Here is a 16960-nt window from a genome sequence, read left to right on the forward strand (position 1 = left end):
CCTCGTCGGCCACCGTCCGTCCTCCCTGCGCTGTCTGCCTAGGCCACGGCCGCTGCGGCGGCGCGCCCGGCGGCTCTGCCGGAGAACAGGCACCCGCCCAGGAAGGTTCCCTCCAGGGCCCGGTAGCCGTGGATGCCGCCGCCGCCGAAACCGGCCGCCTCGCCGGCGGCGTACAGGCCGTCCACCGGGGCGCCGGACGCGTCGAGTACCCGGGACTGCAGGTCGGTCCTGATCCCGCCCAGGCTCTTGCGGGTCAGGACCGAGAGCCGGACGGCCAGCAGCGGACCATGCCGGGGGTCGAGCAGCGGGTGCGGGGGTGCCACGCGCATGAGCTTGTCCGTGGCGAAGCGGCGGGCGGCGCGGATGGCGGCCAGCTGAGGGTCCTTGCCCAGTCCGCTGGCGAACTGGCGGTCGCGGGCCCGGATGGTGCGCTCCAGGTCGTCCGCGTCGATCAGGCCGCCGCCGGCCAGCTCATTCATCCGGCTGGCCAGTTCGCGCGGCGTTCCGGCCTGGAGGAAATCGACCCCGCGGTCCAGGAAACGCTGCAGCGGGTTGTCCGGGGAGGGCCGCCGCCGGGTGGCCAGCAGGCGCAGGTCCTTGCCGGTGAGGTCAGGGTTTTGTTCCGAACCGGAGAGGGCGAATTCCTTCAGCGCGATGCTGCGGTTCAGCACAAACCAGGAGTGGCCGTACCCGGTGCCCAGGATGTGCCGAAGCGCGCCCAGGGAGTCGAAACCCGGGAACAGCGGAGCCGGCAGCGTCCTTCCGGTCGCATCGAGCCAGAGCGCCGAGGGGCCGGGCAGGATCCGGATGCCGTGCCGGGGCCAGACGGGGAGTGGTTGTGGATGCCCTCGGGGTAATGCCACATCCGGTCGCCATTGACCAGGGTTCCGCCGGCCCGGGACACCGCCCCCAGGAACTCCCCGTCCACGGAGGCCGGCACCCCGGAGAGCATCTCCGCCGGCGCGTCTCCGCCCGGCCACTGGGCGCGGACGGCCCCGTGGTTGCCGCCGATCCCGCCGCTGGTGACGATCACCGCCGCCGCTGAGGCCTCGAAGCTGCCCGCCTCTTCCCGGGAGGACTGTTCGCCGCGGGCGGCGGTGCTCGGTGCGAGCACGGCGCCGTGCACCCCGGTGACCCGGCCCGCCGTCGTCGTCAGCCCGGTGGCACGGTGCCGGAAATGGAAGCTCACCCGCCCGGCGGCCTGGCCCTCCCGGAGCTTGGCCAGGAATGGTGCCACGATCGCGGGGCCGGTACCCCAGGCGACGTGGAAGCGGGGCACCGTGTTGCCGTGGCCGTCTGGTCCGTAGCCGCCGCGTTCGGCCCACTGCACGAGCGGGAAAAGTCCGACGCCGAGGGAGGCCAGCCAGGAGCGCTTCTCACCGGCGGCGAAGTCCACGTACGCCTCGGCCCACTGCCGGGCGGAGGCGTCCTCCTCGCGGTCGAAGCCGGCGGACGCGAACCAGTCGGCGAGGGCCAGTTCGGCGCTGTCCCGGACGCCCAGGCGGCGTTGTTCCGGGGTGTTGACCAGGAAGAGGCCGCCGAAGGACCAGTGGGCCTGGCCGCCGGCGGAGGCCTCGGGTTCCTGGTCCAGCACCGCCACCCGGCGTCCCGCCGCGTAGGCCTGGGCCGCGGCAACCAGCCCGGCCAGGCCGGCGCCCACCACCAGCACGTCCGCCTCAATCCGGGCGGGGAGGGGGAGGGGAGCCCGGGGAGGGGGCGGGGACTGCTTCATCGCGGGTCATGGCATCATGCTAGCGCCCGGCCCGTGACGCCCGCCCGCGCCGTTTGGATTTGTCGCGCCGGACCCGGAAAACTAGGAGCATGCGCCTTTATCCCACCTTCTTCCGGCTTGCCTTCTCCTGGATGGACGCCGAGCGTGCCCATAAGATCGGCTTCCAGGGCATCCGCCTCGCCCACCGCTGCGGTGCGGGCCGGGTGCTGCAGCGGCTCACGGCACCGGCGCCGTCGCTGCGGACCGAGGCGTTCGGCCTGACCTTTCCGTCACCGTTCGGCCTGGCCGCCGGCTTCGACAAGGAGGGCCACGGCATCGAGGCCCTCACGGAACTGGGCTTCGGCCACATCGAGGTGGGCACCATTACCGGCCAGGCCCAGCCCGGGAACCCGGCGCCGCGGCTGTTCCGCCTGATCGAGGACCGCGCCGTGATCAACCGGATGGGCTTCAACAACGACGGCGCCGCCGCCGTCGCTCCCCGGCTCCGTGCCGCACGCGCCGCACTGCAGCGCCGCTACCGGACCGTGCGGCCGGTGATCGGCATCAACATCGGCAAGAGCAAGGTGGTGGAACTCGAGGACGCGGTCGCGGACTACCTGATCAGCGCGCGCAGCCTGGCGCCGGCCGCGGACTACCTGGTGGTCAACGTCAGTTCCCCCAACACCCCCGGCCTGCGGCTCCTGCAGGACGTCGAGACCCTGCGTCCGCTACTGACCGCCGTGGGGGAGGCGGCCGACGCCGCCGCCGGACGGCACGTCCCGCTGCTGGTCAAGATCGCCCCGGACCTCAGCGACGAGGACATCGACGACGTCGCCCGGCTGGCGCTGGACCTCAAGCTCGACGGCATCATCGCCACCAACACCACCATCGGGCGCACGGGGCTGGCCTCCAGCCCGGATGCCGTGGAGGCCTGCGGGGCCGGGGGTCTCTCCGGCGCGCCGCTGAAGAAGCGGTCCCTGGAAGTCCTTGCCCGGTTGAAGGCGGCGACCGGCGGCGCGCTGACCCTCGTCTCGGTGGGCGGGGTGGAAACGGGAGAGGACGTCCGTGCCCGGCTCGAGGCGGGCGCCACCCTGGTCCAGGGGTACACCGCATTCCTCTACGAGGGCCCGTTTTGGGCGGCGCGGATCAACCGGTACCTGGAGAAGCACCCCGTCCGCTAGGCGAAGGGCCCGCCGGACGCTGCGCGGTATATCGCACTCGATATCCCGCGCGGGACTCCAGGCAGCACAAACAGATGCGAAAAACCCCGGCAGCGAGGCTGCCGGGGGTTTTTAGTGGGCGGGTGGTGGGGTCAGGCCGGGTACTCGCCGCGGCCGACCTGCGGCTTGGGCATGCGCAGGCGGCGGAACTGCAGCGAACGCATCGAGCCGTACCAAACCGTGCCGCGTTCGACGTCGCCGAACTTCTCCGTCAGGCGCTTCTTCAGCTTCCGGGACAGGAAGAAGACGTCGACGAAGACGGCCAGGAACATCACCCAGAAAGCACCCAGCACGTAGATCATCTGTTCGCTGCTGGCGGGCACCAGCAGGGAGATGACCACGAAGACCAGTGCACCGAACATCAGGTATTCGCCCAGGCTGTAGCGGGCGTCCACGTAGTCACGGGCGAAGCGCTTCTGCGGGCCCTTGTCCCGAAGCGGGAGGAACTTCTCGTCGCCGGTATCCATGGCCTGGCGCATCTTCAGCCGCTGCTCGGCCACCGCGGTGCGCTCGGCAGCGCGCGAGGCCTTGCGGTCCTGCGGCACCAGGGGCCGCTTGCGGGCCGCTTCCTGGGCGCTGCGCTTCGGGGTGGGCGCGCCCTTGCCGGCGGTGGGGGTACGAGCCGCGGCCACCTGCTGGTCAACTACATCCTGCGCCGAGGGCGCTTCCTTTTTCCGTCCAAACACCCCTACAGACTACCCTGCAGGGGTGCCGCTCCCGCCCCGATGACGCGGCGGCGGACGCGGGCGCCGGAGCGCGTGCCGGTGACTCTCTCAGTGCCTGCGGCGGGGCCCGTGGCGCTGTTTGAGGTGATCGGGGACACGGGTAGTGTTTTGGCCATGACTTCATCACCCGCGGGCACCCCGCAGCATTCAGCAGGCGGCACCACCCAGACCGTCGACACCGCAGCCCTCCGCCAGGCCGTCACCGAGGCCTTTGACGCCACCGTCGAGCAGCTCAAGGCGCTCGTCGCGATCCCCGGCATCGCCTGGCCCAGCTTCGATCCCGCTCCCTTGAATGCCAGCGCCGACGCGGTGGCCGAGCTGGTCCGCGGCAGCGGCTTCGATGATGTCCGCATCCTGCGCTGCGACAAGGAGGACGGCACCGCGGGCGGACCCGCCGTCGTCGCGCGCCGTCCCGCCGCGGACGGTAAGCCGACCATCCTGCTCTACGCCCACCATGACGTCCAGCCCACCGGCGATCTCTCGCTCTGGGAGACCGAACCGTTCACCGCCGTCGAGCGCGACGGACGACTCTACGGCCGCGGCGCCGCGGACGACAAGGCCGGCATCCTGGCGCACGTCGCCGCCTACTCCGCGGTCAGCCGGGTGCTGGGGGAGGACCTGGGCCTCGGCGTCACCTTCTTCTTCGAGGGCGAGGAGGAGGCCGGCTCGCCGACCTTCCGCGCATTCCTCGAAACCCATCAGGAACTGCTCCGCTCCGACGTGATCGTCGTGGCCGACTCCTCCAACTGGAAGGTCGGCATCCCCGCCCTGACCACCAGCCTCCGCGGCCTCGTGGACGGCACCATCGAGGTCAAGGTCCTGGACCACGCGGTGCACTCGGGCATGTTCGGCGGCCCCGTGCTCGACGCCCCCACCCTGCTCTCCCGCCTGATCGCCACCCTGCACGACGACGACGGCAGCGTCGCCATCGAGGGGCTGGTGGGCCGGGACGACGCCGCCGTGGACCTGACCGAGGAGGAATACCGCAAGGACGCGTCCGTGCTCGACGGCGTCAAGCTCGCCGGCACCGGAAGCATCGCCTCGCGCATGTGGACCAAACCCGCGCTCTCCATCATTGGCATCGACGCGCCCGCCGTGAACGTCGCCTCCAACACCTTGCTGCCGCGCGCCAAGGCCAAGTTCAGCCTCCGCCTGGCCCCGGGCCAGAACCCGGACGAGGCCATGGAAGCGGTCCGCCGACACGTCGAGGCCAACGCCCCGTTCGGCGCCCAGGTGGTCTTCACCCCGGGGAGACCGGCAGCGCCTTCATGACCGACACCTCCTCCCCGGCGGCCCGGCTGGCGATGTGGGCACTCGGCGAGGCATGGGGCGTGCCGGCCGTGGAGACCGGCATCGGCGGGTCCATCCCTTTCATCGCCGACCTCACCGAGCTGTACCCGGACGTCCAGATCCTGGTCACCGGCGTCGAGGACCCGGACTCCCGCGCCCACAGCGCCAACGAGTCCCTGCACCTGGAGGACTTCCGCAACGCGATCATCGCCGAGGCGCTGCTCCTGGCCCGGCTGAACGCCGAGGGACTGGCCTGATACCGGGCTTCCGGGGAACATCCGGCGGACGCAGACGGTTATCCCAGGAGTTAGAGCTACAGCACTGATCGACGTAGCATGTAGCTATAGCCCATACCGTTAAAGCAGGGGCCGGCGCCGCCGGGCGGCGCCGCTCCGACCGTCGTCAGAAGGTAGGCCATGAGCACTACAACCAATGAAACCAGCACCGACACCGCAGTCCAGGAGAGCCAGGAACTGGCCAGCCACGAGGTGCAGCTGACCGACGTCGCTGCCGGCAAGGTCCGCAGCCTGCTGGAACAGGAAGGCCGCACCGACCTGCGCCTCCGCGTCGCCGTGCAGCCGGGCGGCTGCTCCGGCCTGATCTACCAGCTCTACTTCGACGAGCGCCTCCTCGAGGGCGACGCCGTCCGCGACTACGACGGCGTCGAGGTCGTCGTGGACAAGATGAGCGTGCCCTACCTCAGCGGTGCGAGCATCGACTTCGAAGACACCATCTCGAAGCAGGGCTTCACGATCGATAACCCCAACGCCGGCGGCTCCTGCGCCTGCGGAGACTCCTTCCACTAAGGTCAATGGCCGGGCTTTCAGCCCGGCCATTGTTCCGTCCGGGGACCCTAACGCAGAAACCCCGAAAAAGGTGCCGGACCACGGCGCGGACATGTGGGCGAAAACTCCCAGGGAGCGGTAAGCTCTACACCGAGTAGTAAAACTTTTAGTGTGCCCGGATCGTTGTAAGCGGCCGGGCGACAGCAACAAGTAGGAAGGGCCGTCTGTGAGTTCGCAGAACCGAACCGGCAGCCGACGCAAACAGATCACTTCGATCACTGGCTTGGCACTAGCCGGCGCGTTGGCTTTGACTGGATGTTCACCAGAGGTACAGAAAGGGTGGCTGCCGACCGAGCGCGGCACCACCAACCACACTGACCGCATCATGGACCTCTGGGTCAACTCATGGATTGCAGCCCTGGTCGTTGGCATCATCACCTGGGGCCTGATGATCTGGTGCATCGTCGCCTACCGGCGCCGCAAGGGCACCGTCGGGTTCCCCCGCCAGAACAGCTTCAACCTCCCGCTCGAGGTCTTCTACCTGACGATCCCGCTTTTCATGGTCCTGGTGTTCTTCTACTTCACCGACAGCGACCAGAAGGCCATAGACGACCGCAGCCAGCCTGCCGACGTCGTCGTCGACGTCCGCGGCAAGCAGTGGGCCTGGGACTTCAACTACAAGAAGGGTGACGTCGTCACCGAGGACCTCCACGAGGCCGGCGTCCAGGCGCACCTGACCGGCAACGACGTCGACAAGGAAAAGCTGCCGACGCTGTACCTGCCCGTCGACAAGTCCGTTGACCTGGAGCTGAACTCCCGCGACGTCATCCACTCCTTCTGGGTTCCCGCTTTCCTGCAGAAGCGCGACATGATCCCCGGCAAGACCAACTACATCCGGTTCACTCCCACCAAAGAGGGAACCTACGACGGCAAGTGTGCCGAACTCTGTGGTGAGTACCACTCCGAAATGCTGTTCCGCGTGAAGGTCGTCTCCGAGTCGGAGTTCGCCGCCCACATGAACCAGCTCCGCCAGGACGGCAACACCGGCCTGCTCGGCGAAGAGTACGATCGCAACCCGGCCCCGACCGAGAACAAGTAAGGGGAGCGCGAAGTGGCAACAACCTACTCTCAGCCCTCCGGGATCCTTGAGGCTCCCGTAGTACCCAAATCCAAGGGGCGCATCGTCGTCAACTGGATCACCTCCACGGACCACAAGACCATCGGGTACATGTACCTGATCGCGTCCTTCGTGTTCTTCTGCTTCGGCGGCGTCATGGCGCTGCTGATCCGCGCCGAACTGTTCGAACCCGGCATGCAGATCCTGCAGACCAAGGAACAGTACAACCAGCTCTTCACCATGCACGGCACGGTGATGCTCCTGATGTTCGCGACCCCGCTGTTCGCCGGCTTCGCCAACGTCATCATGCCGCTGCAGATCGGTGCCCCCGACGTCGCCTTCCCGCGACTGAACGCGCTGGCTTTCTGGTTCTTCCTCTTCGGTTCGACGATCGCCGTCTCCGGCTTCATCACCCCGCAGGGTGCCGCCTCCTTCGGCTGGTTCGCCTACGCACCGCTGTCCAACACCACCTTCAGCCCCGGCGTCGGCGGTGACCTCTGGGTCTTCGGCCTGGCCCTCTCCGGCTTCGGTACCATCCTGGGTGCGGTCAACTTCATCACCACGATCATCTGCATGCGCGCCCCGGGCATGACGATGTGGCGCATGCCGATCTTCACCTGGAACACCCTGGTCACCGCCATCCTGGTGCTCATGGCCTTCCCGCCGCTGGCCGCTGCCCTCTTCGCCCTCGGCGCTGACCGCCGCTTCGGTGCGCACATCTTCGATCCGGAGAACGGCGGCGCCGTCCTCTGGCAGCACCTGTTCTGGTTCTTCGGCCACCCCGAGGTCTACATCATCGCCCTGCCGTTCTTCGGCATCGTCTCGGAGATCTTCCCGGTCTTCAGCCGCAAGCCGATCTTCGGCTACAAGGGCCTGGTCTACGCCACCATCTCCATCGCCGCGCTGTCCGTCACCGTGTGGGCCCACCACATGTACGTCACCGGCTCGGTCCTGCTGCCGTTCTTCTCCTTCATGACGATGCTGATCGCGGTTCCCACCGGCGTGAAGTTCTTCAACTGGATCGGCACCATGTGGCGGGGTTCCATTACCTTCGAAACCCCCATGCTGTGGAGCATCGGCTTCCTGGCGACCTTCCTCTTCGGCGGCCTGACCGGCATCATCCTGGCCTCCCCGCCGCTGGACTTCCACGTCTCCGACACCTACTTCGTTGTGGCGCACTTCCACTACGTGGTGTTCGGAACCGTCGTGTTCGCCATGTTCGCCGGCTTCTACTTCTGGTGGCCGAAGTGGACGGGCAAGATGCTCAACGAGCGTCTGGGCAAGATCCACTTCTGGATGCTGTTCCTCGGCTTCCACGGCACCTTCCTCATCCAGCACTGGCTCGGCGTCATGGGCATGCCCCGCCGCTACGCCGACTACATGCCGGAAGACGGCTTCACCTGGATGAACCAGTTCTCCACGTACTCCTCCTTCCTGCTGGGCGCCTCGCTGATCCCGTTCTTCTGGAACGTCTACATCACCTGGCGGAGCAACGAGAAGGTCATGGTCGACGATCCGTGGGGCTTCGGTGCCTCGCTGGAATGGGCAACCTCCTGCCCGCCGCCGCGCCACAACTTCACGTCCCTGCCCCGGATCCGGTCCGAGCGTCCTGCGCTGGACCTGCACCACCCGGAGCTCGCCCAGAGCTACACCATCGACTCCCCGGCGCCGGCTGCTGCGACGCTCGGTAACGCCGACCAGAAGGACGCCTAACTGTGAAAATCGAATCTAGGATTTTTGGACTCGGTGTCTTCTTCTTCATCCCGGTCGCCATCGTCTACGGCTTCATGACGAACTGGAGCGAGTGGGTCGGCATCCTGGGCATCCTGCTGGTCGCCGGCCTGGCTGGCATGATCGGCGCCTACCTGGGCTTCACCGGCAAGCGCGTCGGCCTGCGTCCCGAGGACCGCAGCGACGCCGAGATCCACGAGGGTTCCGGCGAGCAGGGCCACTTCAGCCCCTGGAGCTGGTGGCCGCTGGTCCTGGGCCTCGCCTGCGCAGGAGGCTTCCTGGGCATCGCGGTCGGCTTCTGGATCACCTTCATCGCCGGTGGCCTGGCCATCGTGGCGCTGATCGGCTGGGTCTACGAGTACAGCCGCGGAGACCACGCGCACTAGGCTCCGCACGGGCCTTCGCCCGGCACCGCTAACGACGACGGGGACCCCACCATCCGGTGGGGTCCCCGTCGTCGTTTTTGTGTCTTCCGGGTGTTAGGTGGCGGGTCCTAGGCTTCGGGTCTGTAATGCCTGCTGGTGGGGCCTGGCCGGCCTCTCCGTTCGCGTTGCCGGGCGGGGCATTGCACTGGGTCGGCTGGGCGGGGGAGTGCGGCCTACTGCTTGGCCAGCAGTGTGCCCAGGCCGCTGAGGGCGGCCTGCGCGTCCTCGGCGCTGCGGCCCTCCGGAATCCTGGCGGCGTCGACGGCCAGCTCCACCTCGCAGCCGCGTTCGAAGTCCTCCGTCATGACTTCCAGCAGGGACCGGGCGTCCACGCCGCGCTGGCCGGGCCGGGCGATCGTGACGGGCAACCCGGTGGCAGTGACGGCCCGGACAAACTCTGCCGCCGGCCGGGCGTGCAGTCCGATCTCGGCGTGGATGACGGCCTTGTGTACGGGCAAGGGAGGCTCCTGATGGGGTCAAGCGAAAGATGCAGCCTCAAGCGTAGCCGGGGGAGCGGATAGCCGGGAAACCGCGTGCCCGGATTGGTCTAGACCTGTGGCGTGGGTGCCCTACGCTTAATTCATGACAGCTTGCACGAGGCCCGGCCGTGGGAAGTAACGCCGCCCGGATGGCCGGCGAGATCGACCGGTCCAGCGGGGTTCCCATCTACGTCCAGCTGCGGGAAATCCTGCGGGCCCACATCGCCACCTCCTGCCCGCCGGGCTCGGCCCTGCCGTCGGAGCGGGAGCTCTCAGAGCGGTTCGGCCTGGCGCGCATGACCGTCCGGCAGGCCATCGACGCCCTCGTCGGTGAGGAGGTCATCGAGCGGGTTGTGGGGCTGGGGACCTTCGTCCGGAAACCGAAGCTGGACCTCCAGGTGAAGCTGACCTCCTACAGTGAGGAAATGCAGCGCCGCGGGATGGTCCCGGCGGCCAAGGTCCTCAGCTTCGAACAGATCGGCGCCAGCGCGTTCCTGGCCCGCGAGCTCCAGCTGGAGGAGGGAACGCCCGTGGTCCGCTTCCGGCGGCTGCTGCTGGCGGATAACGAGCCCATGAGCGTGGACGAGAACTTCATTCCGGCACACCGGGTGCCGGGCCTGCTCGACGGTGAGCCGCCGACGTCGCTCTATAACGTCCTCAGCGAACGCTACGGCCTGGTGATGGAGTGGGGCGAGGACATGATTGAGGCGACCGCCGCCTCGCCGTCGACCGCCCGGCTGCTCAACGTCGAGGTTGGCTCGCCGCTGCTGAAGATCCAGCGGCACGCGTTCGTGGCCCGCGCCATGGTGGACTACTCCGTCTCCTACTACCGGGCCGACCGGTACAAGCTGTGGGTCCCGTTGCAGCGGCCCGGCGTGCGTCCCACCAGGAACTACGTGAGCGGCTACCGCCCGTAAGGCGCCGCGGTGGCACCAGGCCAGTGCCCGGGAAGTCCACGCAGACACAGAAGAGGCCCGGTCCATCAGGACCGGGCCTCTTGTGTGTCTTACGAGGGGGAGACTAGTGGCTGAGCGTCTTCTGCTCGGCGTTCGCCTCGACCGCCTCGTGGGCGCCGTGGTGGATGTGGGCCGCCGCGAGCTCCGTGGGCGTGACCGGTGCAACCCGGTCCTCGAAGAACCAGCGGGAGAGCTTGGCGCGGCGGTTTTCCTTGCGGTCCACCACGCCCTTCTCGTTCGGCTGGGCCGGGAGCGGCTTCGGAGACTCGAAGCCGACCAGCTTGTAGCGCTTGTACTCGTCCAGCGGGGCGTGGACCTCGATGAACTCACCGTGCGGCAGGCGCACGATGCGGCCGGTTTCGCGGCCGTGCAGGGCGATCTCGCGGTCCTTGCGCTGCAGGGCCAGGGCGACGCGCTTGGTCACGATGAACGCGATGACCGGGCCGATGAAGAACAGTGCCCGCAGCCAGTAGGTCACGTCGTTCAGGGCTACGTGGAAGTGCGTTGCGATGAGGTCGGAACCAGCCGCTGCCCACATCACGCAGTACCAAACGAAGCCGGCCATGCCGATGGCGGTACGGGTCGGGGCGTTGCGCGGGCGGTCCAGGACGTGGTGCTCGCGGTCATCCTTGGTGATCCAGCGCTCGATCCACGGGTAGGTGAACATCACGGTGAAGAGGATGCCCGCCGGGACCAGGGCCGGCAGCAGGACGTTGAAGGTGAAGACGTGGCCGAAGAAGATCTGCTCCACGTGCCAGTTGCCGAACGTGCCGGGCATCAGGCGGAGGGCGCCGTCGACGAATCCGATGTACCAGTCCGGCTGGGTGCCTGCCGAGACGGGGGAGGGGTCGTAGGGACCGTAGTTCCAGATCGGGTTGATGGTGAAGAAACCGGCCATGAGGGCGATGACACCGAACACGATGAAGAAGAAGCCGCCGGCCTTGGCCGCGTAGACCGGGCCGAGGGGTAGCCGACGACGTTGCCGTCGTTGCGTCCCGGGCCGGGGTACTGGGTGTGCTTGTGCACGACGACCATGAACAGGTGAGCGGCGATCATCAGGAGGATCAGGGCCGGAACCAGCAGGATGTGAAGCACGTACAGGCGGCCGATGATGGCCGTGCCCGGGAACTCGCCGCCGAAGAGGAAGAACGAGATGTAGGTGCCGATCACGGGGATGGACTTGATCACGCCGTCGATGATGCGCAGGCCGTTACCGGAGAGCAGGTCATCGGGGAGGGAGTAACCGGTGAAGCCGGCGGCCATGGCCAGGATCAGCAGGACGGAGCCGATGACCCAGTTCATCTCGCGGGGCTTGCGGAAGGCGCCGGTGAAGAACACGCGGAGCATGTGCACGGCCACGGAGGCAACGAACAGCAGTGCCGACCAGTGGTGCACCTGGCGCATGAACAGGCCGCCGCGGACATCGAAGGAGATGTTCAGGGAGGAGTTGTACGCGACGGACATCTCGACGTTCTTCAGCGGCATGTAGGAACCCTGGTAGTGGGTCTCAGCCATCGACGGATCGAAGAAGAAGGTCAGGAAGGTGCCGGAGAGCAGCAGGATGACGAAGGAGTACAGCGCCACCTCGCCGAACATGAAGGACCAGTGGTCGGGGAAGACCTTCCGGCCGAATTCGCGGAGGATACCCGATCCGCCGACGCGCTGGTCGACGAAGTCGGTGATGCGGCCGCCCTTGGTCTTGGCGACGAAGGTGGGGGTGTCAGCTGTTGATGTTGCGCTCATGCTCATCACGCTCCCAGTAGCTAGGTCCAACAGGTTCTTTGAAGTCGCTCGTGGCGTAGAGGTAACCCTCATCGTCGACGGCGATGGGCAGCTGCGGGAGCGGCCGGCTGGCGGGGCCGAAGATGACCTTGCATTCCTGGGTCAGGTCGAAGGTCGACTGGTGGCACGGGCACAGCAGGTGGTGCGTCTGCTGCTCGTAGAGAGCGACAGGGCAACCGACGTGGGTGCAGATCTTGGAGTAGGCAACGATGCCGTTGTAGCCCCAGTCCTCGCGCCCCGGAGAGGGGTTGAGGGATTCCGGGTTCAGGCGCATGAGCAGGACGACCGACTTGGCCTTCTCGTTCAGCTTGCCCGACTCCAGCTCGTTCAGGCCTTCCGGGATGACGTGGAAGGCGGAGCCGATGGTGACGTCCGAGGCCTTGATGGGGGTGCCATCCGGGTCGCGGGTGAGGCGCTTGGTCTTGCCGTTGACCGGTGCCCACATGGTGTGTGCCAGCTTGTCGTCCGGACGGGGACCGAGGTCGCCGAAGACGGCCAGGGCCGGCAGCGGGGCGAGGGCGACGGCGCCGAGCAGGGTGTTGCGGATCAGCGGGCGGCGCTTGATGCCGGTTTCCTCGACGATGTCGTCGACGATCCGGACGGCGGCCTGGCGGTCCTCTTCGGTGCGGATGGCGTGACGCTCTTCCGACACTTCGTGGTCCGGCATGAGGGCCTTGGCCCAGTGCACGATGCCCGTGCCGATGCCCAGCATCGCGAACGCGGTGCCGATGCCCAGCAGGGTGTTCTGCAGCCGGATTGTGGCGATCGAGGAATCGTTTCCAAGATCGATGGCGAAGTAAGCCACCAGGAATATCAGGGTACCAACGACGGATACGCCGAACAGGAGGGCCACCTGCCGTTCCGCTCGCTTTGCGGCCTTCGGGTCCGTGTCAGCCAGGCGCAAACGGTGCGGGGAATTCCAGGATCCTGGAACTTCTCCACCTCGCTCTGACCAGCCGTAGCTACGGTGCCCGAGTGGTTCGGACTGCCGTCACTATGGTTGCCCATAATTCGCCTCATCCTTCTCTCGTCCCGGCTCTCGCCGGGTTAGTTTTCAATTCAACCTGCCGGCGGGCCGGCAGAAATTCTTACGGGGTGCGGAGCCTAGGAGGTCCGCGAGGTCAGCCAGATGGTGAAGGCGATGATGACGCCCAGGCCGGCGATCCAGACAAACAGGCCTTCGGAGACCGGGCCGAGGGCGCCGAGGTCGTTGCCGCCCGGGGAGCCGTTGGATTCGATCTGCTTGAGGAAGGTGATGATGTCGCGCTTGCCCTCGGGGGAGACGTTGGCGTCGGAGAAGACCGGCATGTTCTGCGGGCCGGTGACCATGGCCTCGTAGATGTGCTTGCCGGACACGTCGGCCAGGGCCGGGGCGAACTTGCCCTTGGTCAGCGCGCCGCCGGCAGCGGCGGCGTTGTGGCACATGGCGCAGTTGGTGCGGAACAGCTCGCCACCCTTGGCGGCGTCGCCCTTCTCGTCGAGGACTCCGGCTTCCGGGATGGAGGGGCCGGGGCCCAGGGAGGCTACATAGGCAGCCAGCTGGTGGGTCTGCTCCTCGTTGAACTGGGCGGGCTTCTTGTAAGCCTGCGGACCGTTCATCTGCATGGGCATACGGCCGGTTCCCACCTGGAAGTCAACCGCGGCGGCGCCGACGCCGACGAGCGACGGGCCCGCCTGCGATCCGCTGGCACCCATGCCATGGCAGGTGGCGCAGTTGGCGGCGAACAGCTTGCCGCCCTCCTCCGCGTCGCTTGCGCTGAAGCTCGTGGTGTCGGCCTTGGCCTGGTTGACGGTGGTGGCGACGGCGTACAGCCCACCAGTGATGAGGAGGCCCATCAGCAACAGTGCAACTGCTGCCAGTGGGTGACGTCGCTTCTGCGAGAGTGCCTTCACGTGGTGGTTCCTTTTTCGATGCTGCGTTGGCTCCGGGAGCCGCTTCTTGAAATTCTATCTCTTGTAGAAAGAGAGACAAGGGGTGGCTACTTGAGGACGTAGATGACCAGGAAGAGGCCGATCCACACGACGTCGACGAAGTGCCAGTAGTACGAGGTGACGATCGCGGACGTTGCCTCGAAGTGTCCGAACTTCTTGGCCGCGAAGGAGCGTCCCATGATGAGCAGGAACGCGATGAGGCCGCCGATGACGTGGAGGCCGTGGAAGCCGGTGGTCATGTAGAACGCCGAGCCGTAAGCGTTGGAGGAGAGCGAGACGTGCTCGGAGACGAGCATGGCGTACTCGGTCGACTGGCCGGCCACGAAGAACGCACCCATGATGAATGTGAGCGTGAACCACTCATTCATTCCCCAGCGGGAGAAGCTCAGCGGACCGCCAAGGCGGCGCGGCTGAAGCCGTTCCGCGGCGAAGACGCCCATCTGGCAAGTGAAGGAACTTGCCACGAGGACGATCGTGTTAACGAGCGCAAAGGGGAAGTTGAGCTTGGCTGTCTCTTCAGCCCACATCTGTCCGGAGGTCGAACGGAGTGTGAAGTACATGGCAAAGAGACCGGCGAAGAACATCAACTCACTGGAGAGCCAGACAACGGTTCCAACGGAAACCATGTTCGGGCGGTTCAGCGTGGGGTGCGCCGGGGTACTGGGGGCATGGGTCGCAGATGTCACATAGACATTATGTCTGTAAAAGTCCTGTGTGCCCAACGCGAACCGCCTTTTGAGGGCACTTTTTCTACAAAGACGCGAAATCGCGCGGAAAAGTTCCGCGGGCCTTCGCATTGGGCATTGCGGCTCCCGGCTCGATAGCATCGGACCGTGACTTCCCAGGCATCTATACCGGCGGCAAGCAGGACCTGGCCGCGCCTTATCGGCGCCCTGATCAAGGGTGAGGACCTCACCGCCGGCGACACCGCCTGGGCCATGGCCTCGATCATGTCCGGTGAGGCCTCGCCGGCACAGGTGGCCGGGTTCCTTGTATCGCTGCGCGCCAAGGGCGAGACGGTGGCCGAACTCACAGGCCTGGTCGAGTCGATGATCAACTCCGCAAACCCGCTGGAGATCGCCGGGGAGAAACTGGACATTGTCGGCACCGGCGGGGACCAGCTGAACACCGTAAACATCTCCACCATGGCCGCGCTCATCTCCGCCGGCGCCGGCGCCAAGGTGGTCAAGCACGGCGGTCGCGCGTCGTCGTCGGCGTCCGGCTCCGCCGACGTTCTCGAGGCGCTCGGCGTGCGGCTGGACCTGCCGATCCCGCGGGTGGCCCGCAACGCGGAAGAAGCGGGCATCACCTTCTGCTTCGCCCAGGTCTTCCACCCCTCCATGCGGCATGCCGCGGTCGCCCGGCGCGACCTCGGCGTTCCGACGGCCTTCAACTTTCTGGGGCCAATGACCAACCCGGCGCACGTCCAGGCCTCCGCGGTGGGTGTAGCCAACGAGCGGATGGCGCCGTTGGTCGCCGGAGTGCTGGCCCGCCGCGGCAGCCGCGGCCTGGTGTTCCGGGGCGACGACGGCCTCGATGAACTGACCACCACCGGCCCCTCCCGCATCTGGGAGATCCGTGACGGCGACGTCGTCGAGCAGACCTTCGACCCGCGCGAGCTGGGTATCCGTCAGGCGACGGTGGCGGAACTGCGCGGGGGCGACGCCGCGGCGAACGCCGCCGTCGTCCGGTCCGTTCTGGCCGGGGATCCCGGACCGGCGCTGGACGCGGCTCTGCTCAATGCCGCGGCGGGCCTGGTGGCCTTCGACCTGGATGCCGCCGGACCGCTGACCGAGCGGATGGCCGCGGCGATGAAGCGGGCCGAGGAAGCGGTGCACTCGGGTGCCGCCGCCGCCGTCCTGGACCGCTGGGTGGCGCTGTCCCGCGACTAAACCGTCGCCGGCCGCGCGTGGATGTTAGGGCTCGAGACTTTAGTGCTCGAACCTTTAGTGCCTGAGCCTTTATTGTCTGAGGCGCTTACTGCTCGAAGCCGAGTGCGAAGGCCGCGTCGAGGTCGTGCTGGGAGTAAGCGCGGAAGGCGATGTGCGTGGTGGTGTGCACCACGGCCGGAACCTTGGAAAGCTTGTCCGCGATGACGTCCGCCAGGTCCTCGTGCTTGGCCACCCGGGCGATCGCGATCAGGTCCCACTCGCCGGTGACGGAGTAGACCTCGCTGATGCCCGGGATCGACGAAATTTTCTCGGCCGTCTCCGGGATGGCGGAAGCGTCAGTCTTGATCAGGACGAAAGCGGTGATCACGTGGGGACCTTTCGGAGCGGGTGCATCATTGCCGGAGTGCCGTAGCGGGACCGAAGCCGCCGGCGCGGGCGGGCCCGGATGGTTGCAAGCCTAGTCCATCAGCCCGCGCTGCGGCGGGAGCGCAGCCGCCTCACGCCGGCGGCCAGGAGGCGCCAGCCGAGCAGGAAAACGGCGACGGCAATCAGGGCGACAATCACGAATGGGAGCACCACCACCTGGCCGGTGAGGGCCCGAAGCAGCATGCCGACCGCCACGGTGGCGAGCCAGACGACGACGCCGGACGGCCACGCCGCCAGCGGGCGGCGCCAGAGACGGAACACCAGCCAACCCGCCGCGGCGCCGGCCAGGAACGGCCACGCGGTGGCCAGCACGCCGGTGACGATTTCGCCGCGCTGGTGGGCGTCGCGGCCAATGGCGGCGAAGAGCAGGATCAGGAACACGTCAGCTGCGGCCGCCAGGATCGCGGTGCGCGGCGAGGCGGCCGCGGGGCGGCGCCCGTCGATGGACTGGTTCTGTTGCGGGGCGGGGGCGCTAAGGGGCATACCCCA

Annotated in this window: 13 protein-coding genes and 4 pseudogenes; 8 read left to right on the forward strand and 9 right to left on the reverse strand. The window is 67.4% G+C overall.

The features are described 5' to 3' along the window. Window positions 1-38 precede the first annotated feature (38 nt). Window positions 39-1732, reverse strand: a pseudogene (locus ACRQ5B_RS13960) (FAD-binding dehydrogenase). Window positions 1733-1821: 89 nt separating this feature from the next. Here ACRQ5B_RS13960 and ACRQ5B_RS13965 point away from each other — a divergent pair. Beyond that, complete coding sequence (locus tag ACRQ5B_RS13965; protein ID WP_432394828.1) at window positions 1822-2892, forward strand: quinone-dependent dihydroorotate dehydrogenase; 1071 nt, start codon at window positions 1822-1824, stop codon at window positions 2890-2892. Window positions 2893-3023: 131 nt separating this feature from the next. Here the strand turns inward: ACRQ5B_RS13965 and ACRQ5B_RS13970 are convergent, their stop codons facing one another. Beyond that, window positions 3024-3617 (reverse strand): DUF3043 domain-containing protein, encoded by a 594-nt coding sequence (locus ACRQ5B_RS13970; protein WP_290257794.1) that lies wholly within the window; start codon window positions 3615-3617, stop codon window positions 3024-3026. A 153-nt stretch (window positions 3618-3770) separates the two neighbouring features. Between ACRQ5B_RS13970 and ACRQ5B_RS13975 the strand changes: the two are divergent. From ACRQ5B_RS13975 to ACRQ5B_RS13995, 5 genes and pseudogenes are all read left to right on the forward strand, one after another. Continuing rightward, window positions 3771-5203: pseudogene (locus tag ACRQ5B_RS13975) on the forward strand (dipeptidase). 159 nt (window positions 5204-5362) lie between these two features. Beyond that, entirely contained in the window at window positions 5363-5752 is a 390-nt protein-coding gene (locus ACRQ5B_RS13980; protein ID WP_290257796.1) for a HesB/IscA family protein, read from the forward strand. 205 nt (window positions 5753-5957) lie between these two features. Beyond that, on the forward strand, window positions 5958-6830 hold the full coding sequence (gene ctaC, locus ACRQ5B_RS13985) for an aa3-type cytochrome oxidase subunit II (RefSeq protein WP_432394832.1): 873 nt from the start codon (window positions 5958-5960) through the stop codon (window positions 6828-6830). 12 nt (window positions 6831-6842) lie between these two features. Further along, complete coding sequence (ctaD, locus tag ACRQ5B_RS13990; RefSeq protein WP_290257798.1) at window positions 6843-8561, forward strand: aa3-type cytochrome oxidase subunit I; 1719 nt, start codon at window positions 6843-6845, stop codon at window positions 8559-8561. Between the two features lie 2 nt (window positions 8562-8563). Continuing rightward, window positions 8564-8965, forward strand: coding sequence for a cytochrome c oxidase subunit 4 (locus tag ACRQ5B_RS13995; RefSeq protein ID WP_290257799.1), 402 nt, complete (start codon window positions 8564-8566; stop codon window positions 8963-8965). Between the two features lie 212 nt (window positions 8966-9177). Here the strand turns inward: ACRQ5B_RS13995 and ACRQ5B_RS14000 are convergent, their stop codons facing one another. Continuing rightward, window positions 9178-9462 carry an HPr family phosphocarrier protein gene (locus tag ACRQ5B_RS14000; protein WP_432394836.1) on the reverse strand — a complete coding sequence of 95 codons (285 nt, stop codon included), beginning with the start codon at window positions 9460-9462 and terminating at the stop codon, window positions 9178-9180. 170 nt (window positions 9463-9632) lie between these two features. Between ACRQ5B_RS14000 and ACRQ5B_RS14005 the strand changes: the two genes are divergently transcribed. Then, window positions 9633-10400, forward strand: coding sequence for a GntR family transcriptional regulator (locus ACRQ5B_RS14005; RefSeq protein WP_412883266.1), 768 nt, complete (start codon window positions 9633-9635; stop codon window positions 10398-10400). Between the two features lie 103 nt (window positions 10401-10503). Here the strand turns inward: ACRQ5B_RS14005 and qcrB are convergent. The 4 genes and pseudogenes from qcrB to ctaE form a co-directional block, all read right to left on the reverse strand. Next, window positions 10504-12182, reverse strand: a pseudogene (gene qcrB, locus ACRQ5B_RS14010) (cytochrome bc1 complex cytochrome b subunit). Further along, window positions 12160-13229: pseudogene (qcrA, locus tag ACRQ5B_RS14015) on the reverse strand (cytochrome bc1 complex Rieske iron-sulfur subunit). Before qcrA ends, qcrB begins: the two co-directional pseudogenes overlap by 23 nt. A 96-nt stretch (window positions 13230-13325) precedes the next feature. Next, a complete protein-coding gene (gene qcrC / locus ACRQ5B_RS14020) occupies window positions 13326-14114 on the reverse strand; it encodes a cytochrome bc1 complex diheme cytochrome c subunit (protein WP_290257803.1) in 789 nt (262 codons plus the stop codon). Window positions 14115-14200: 86 nt separating this feature from the next. Next, on the reverse strand, window positions 14201-14875 hold the full coding sequence (gene ctaE, locus ACRQ5B_RS14025; protein ID WP_290257804.1) for an aa3-type cytochrome oxidase subunit III: 675 nt from the start codon (window positions 14873-14875) through the stop codon (window positions 14201-14203). A gap of 111 nt (window positions 14876-14986) precedes the next feature. On the opposite strand from ctaE, the gene trpD reads away from it, so the two are divergent. After that, complete coding sequence (trpD, locus tag ACRQ5B_RS14030; RefSeq protein WP_432394841.1) at window positions 14987-16045, forward strand: anthranilate phosphoribosyltransferase; 1059 nt, start codon at window positions 14987-14989, stop codon at window positions 16043-16045. Window positions 16046-16130: 85 nt separating this feature from the next. On the opposite strand, the gene ACRQ5B_RS14035 is transcribed toward trpD, so the two are convergent. Both ACRQ5B_RS14035 and ACRQ5B_RS14040 read right to left on the reverse strand, forming a co-directional pair. Beyond that, window positions 16131-16412 carry an Lrp/AsnC family transcriptional regulator gene (locus ACRQ5B_RS14035; RefSeq protein WP_290257806.1) on the reverse strand — a complete coding sequence of 94 codons (282 nt, stop codon included), beginning with the start codon at window positions 16410-16412 and terminating at the stop codon, window positions 16131-16133. Between the two features lie 98 nt (window positions 16413-16510). After that, entirely contained in the window at window positions 16511-16954 is a 444-nt protein-coding gene (locus ACRQ5B_RS14040; RefSeq protein WP_432394844.1) for a DUF3054 domain-containing protein, read from the reverse strand. Window positions 16955-16960: the final 6 nt, after the last annotated feature.

The sequence above is a fragment of the Pseudarthrobacter sp. L19 genome (assembly GCF_050859435.1).
In the GTDB taxonomy this organism is placed as follows: Bacteria; Actinomycetota; Actinomycetes; order Actinomycetales; family Micrococcaceae; genus Arthrobacter.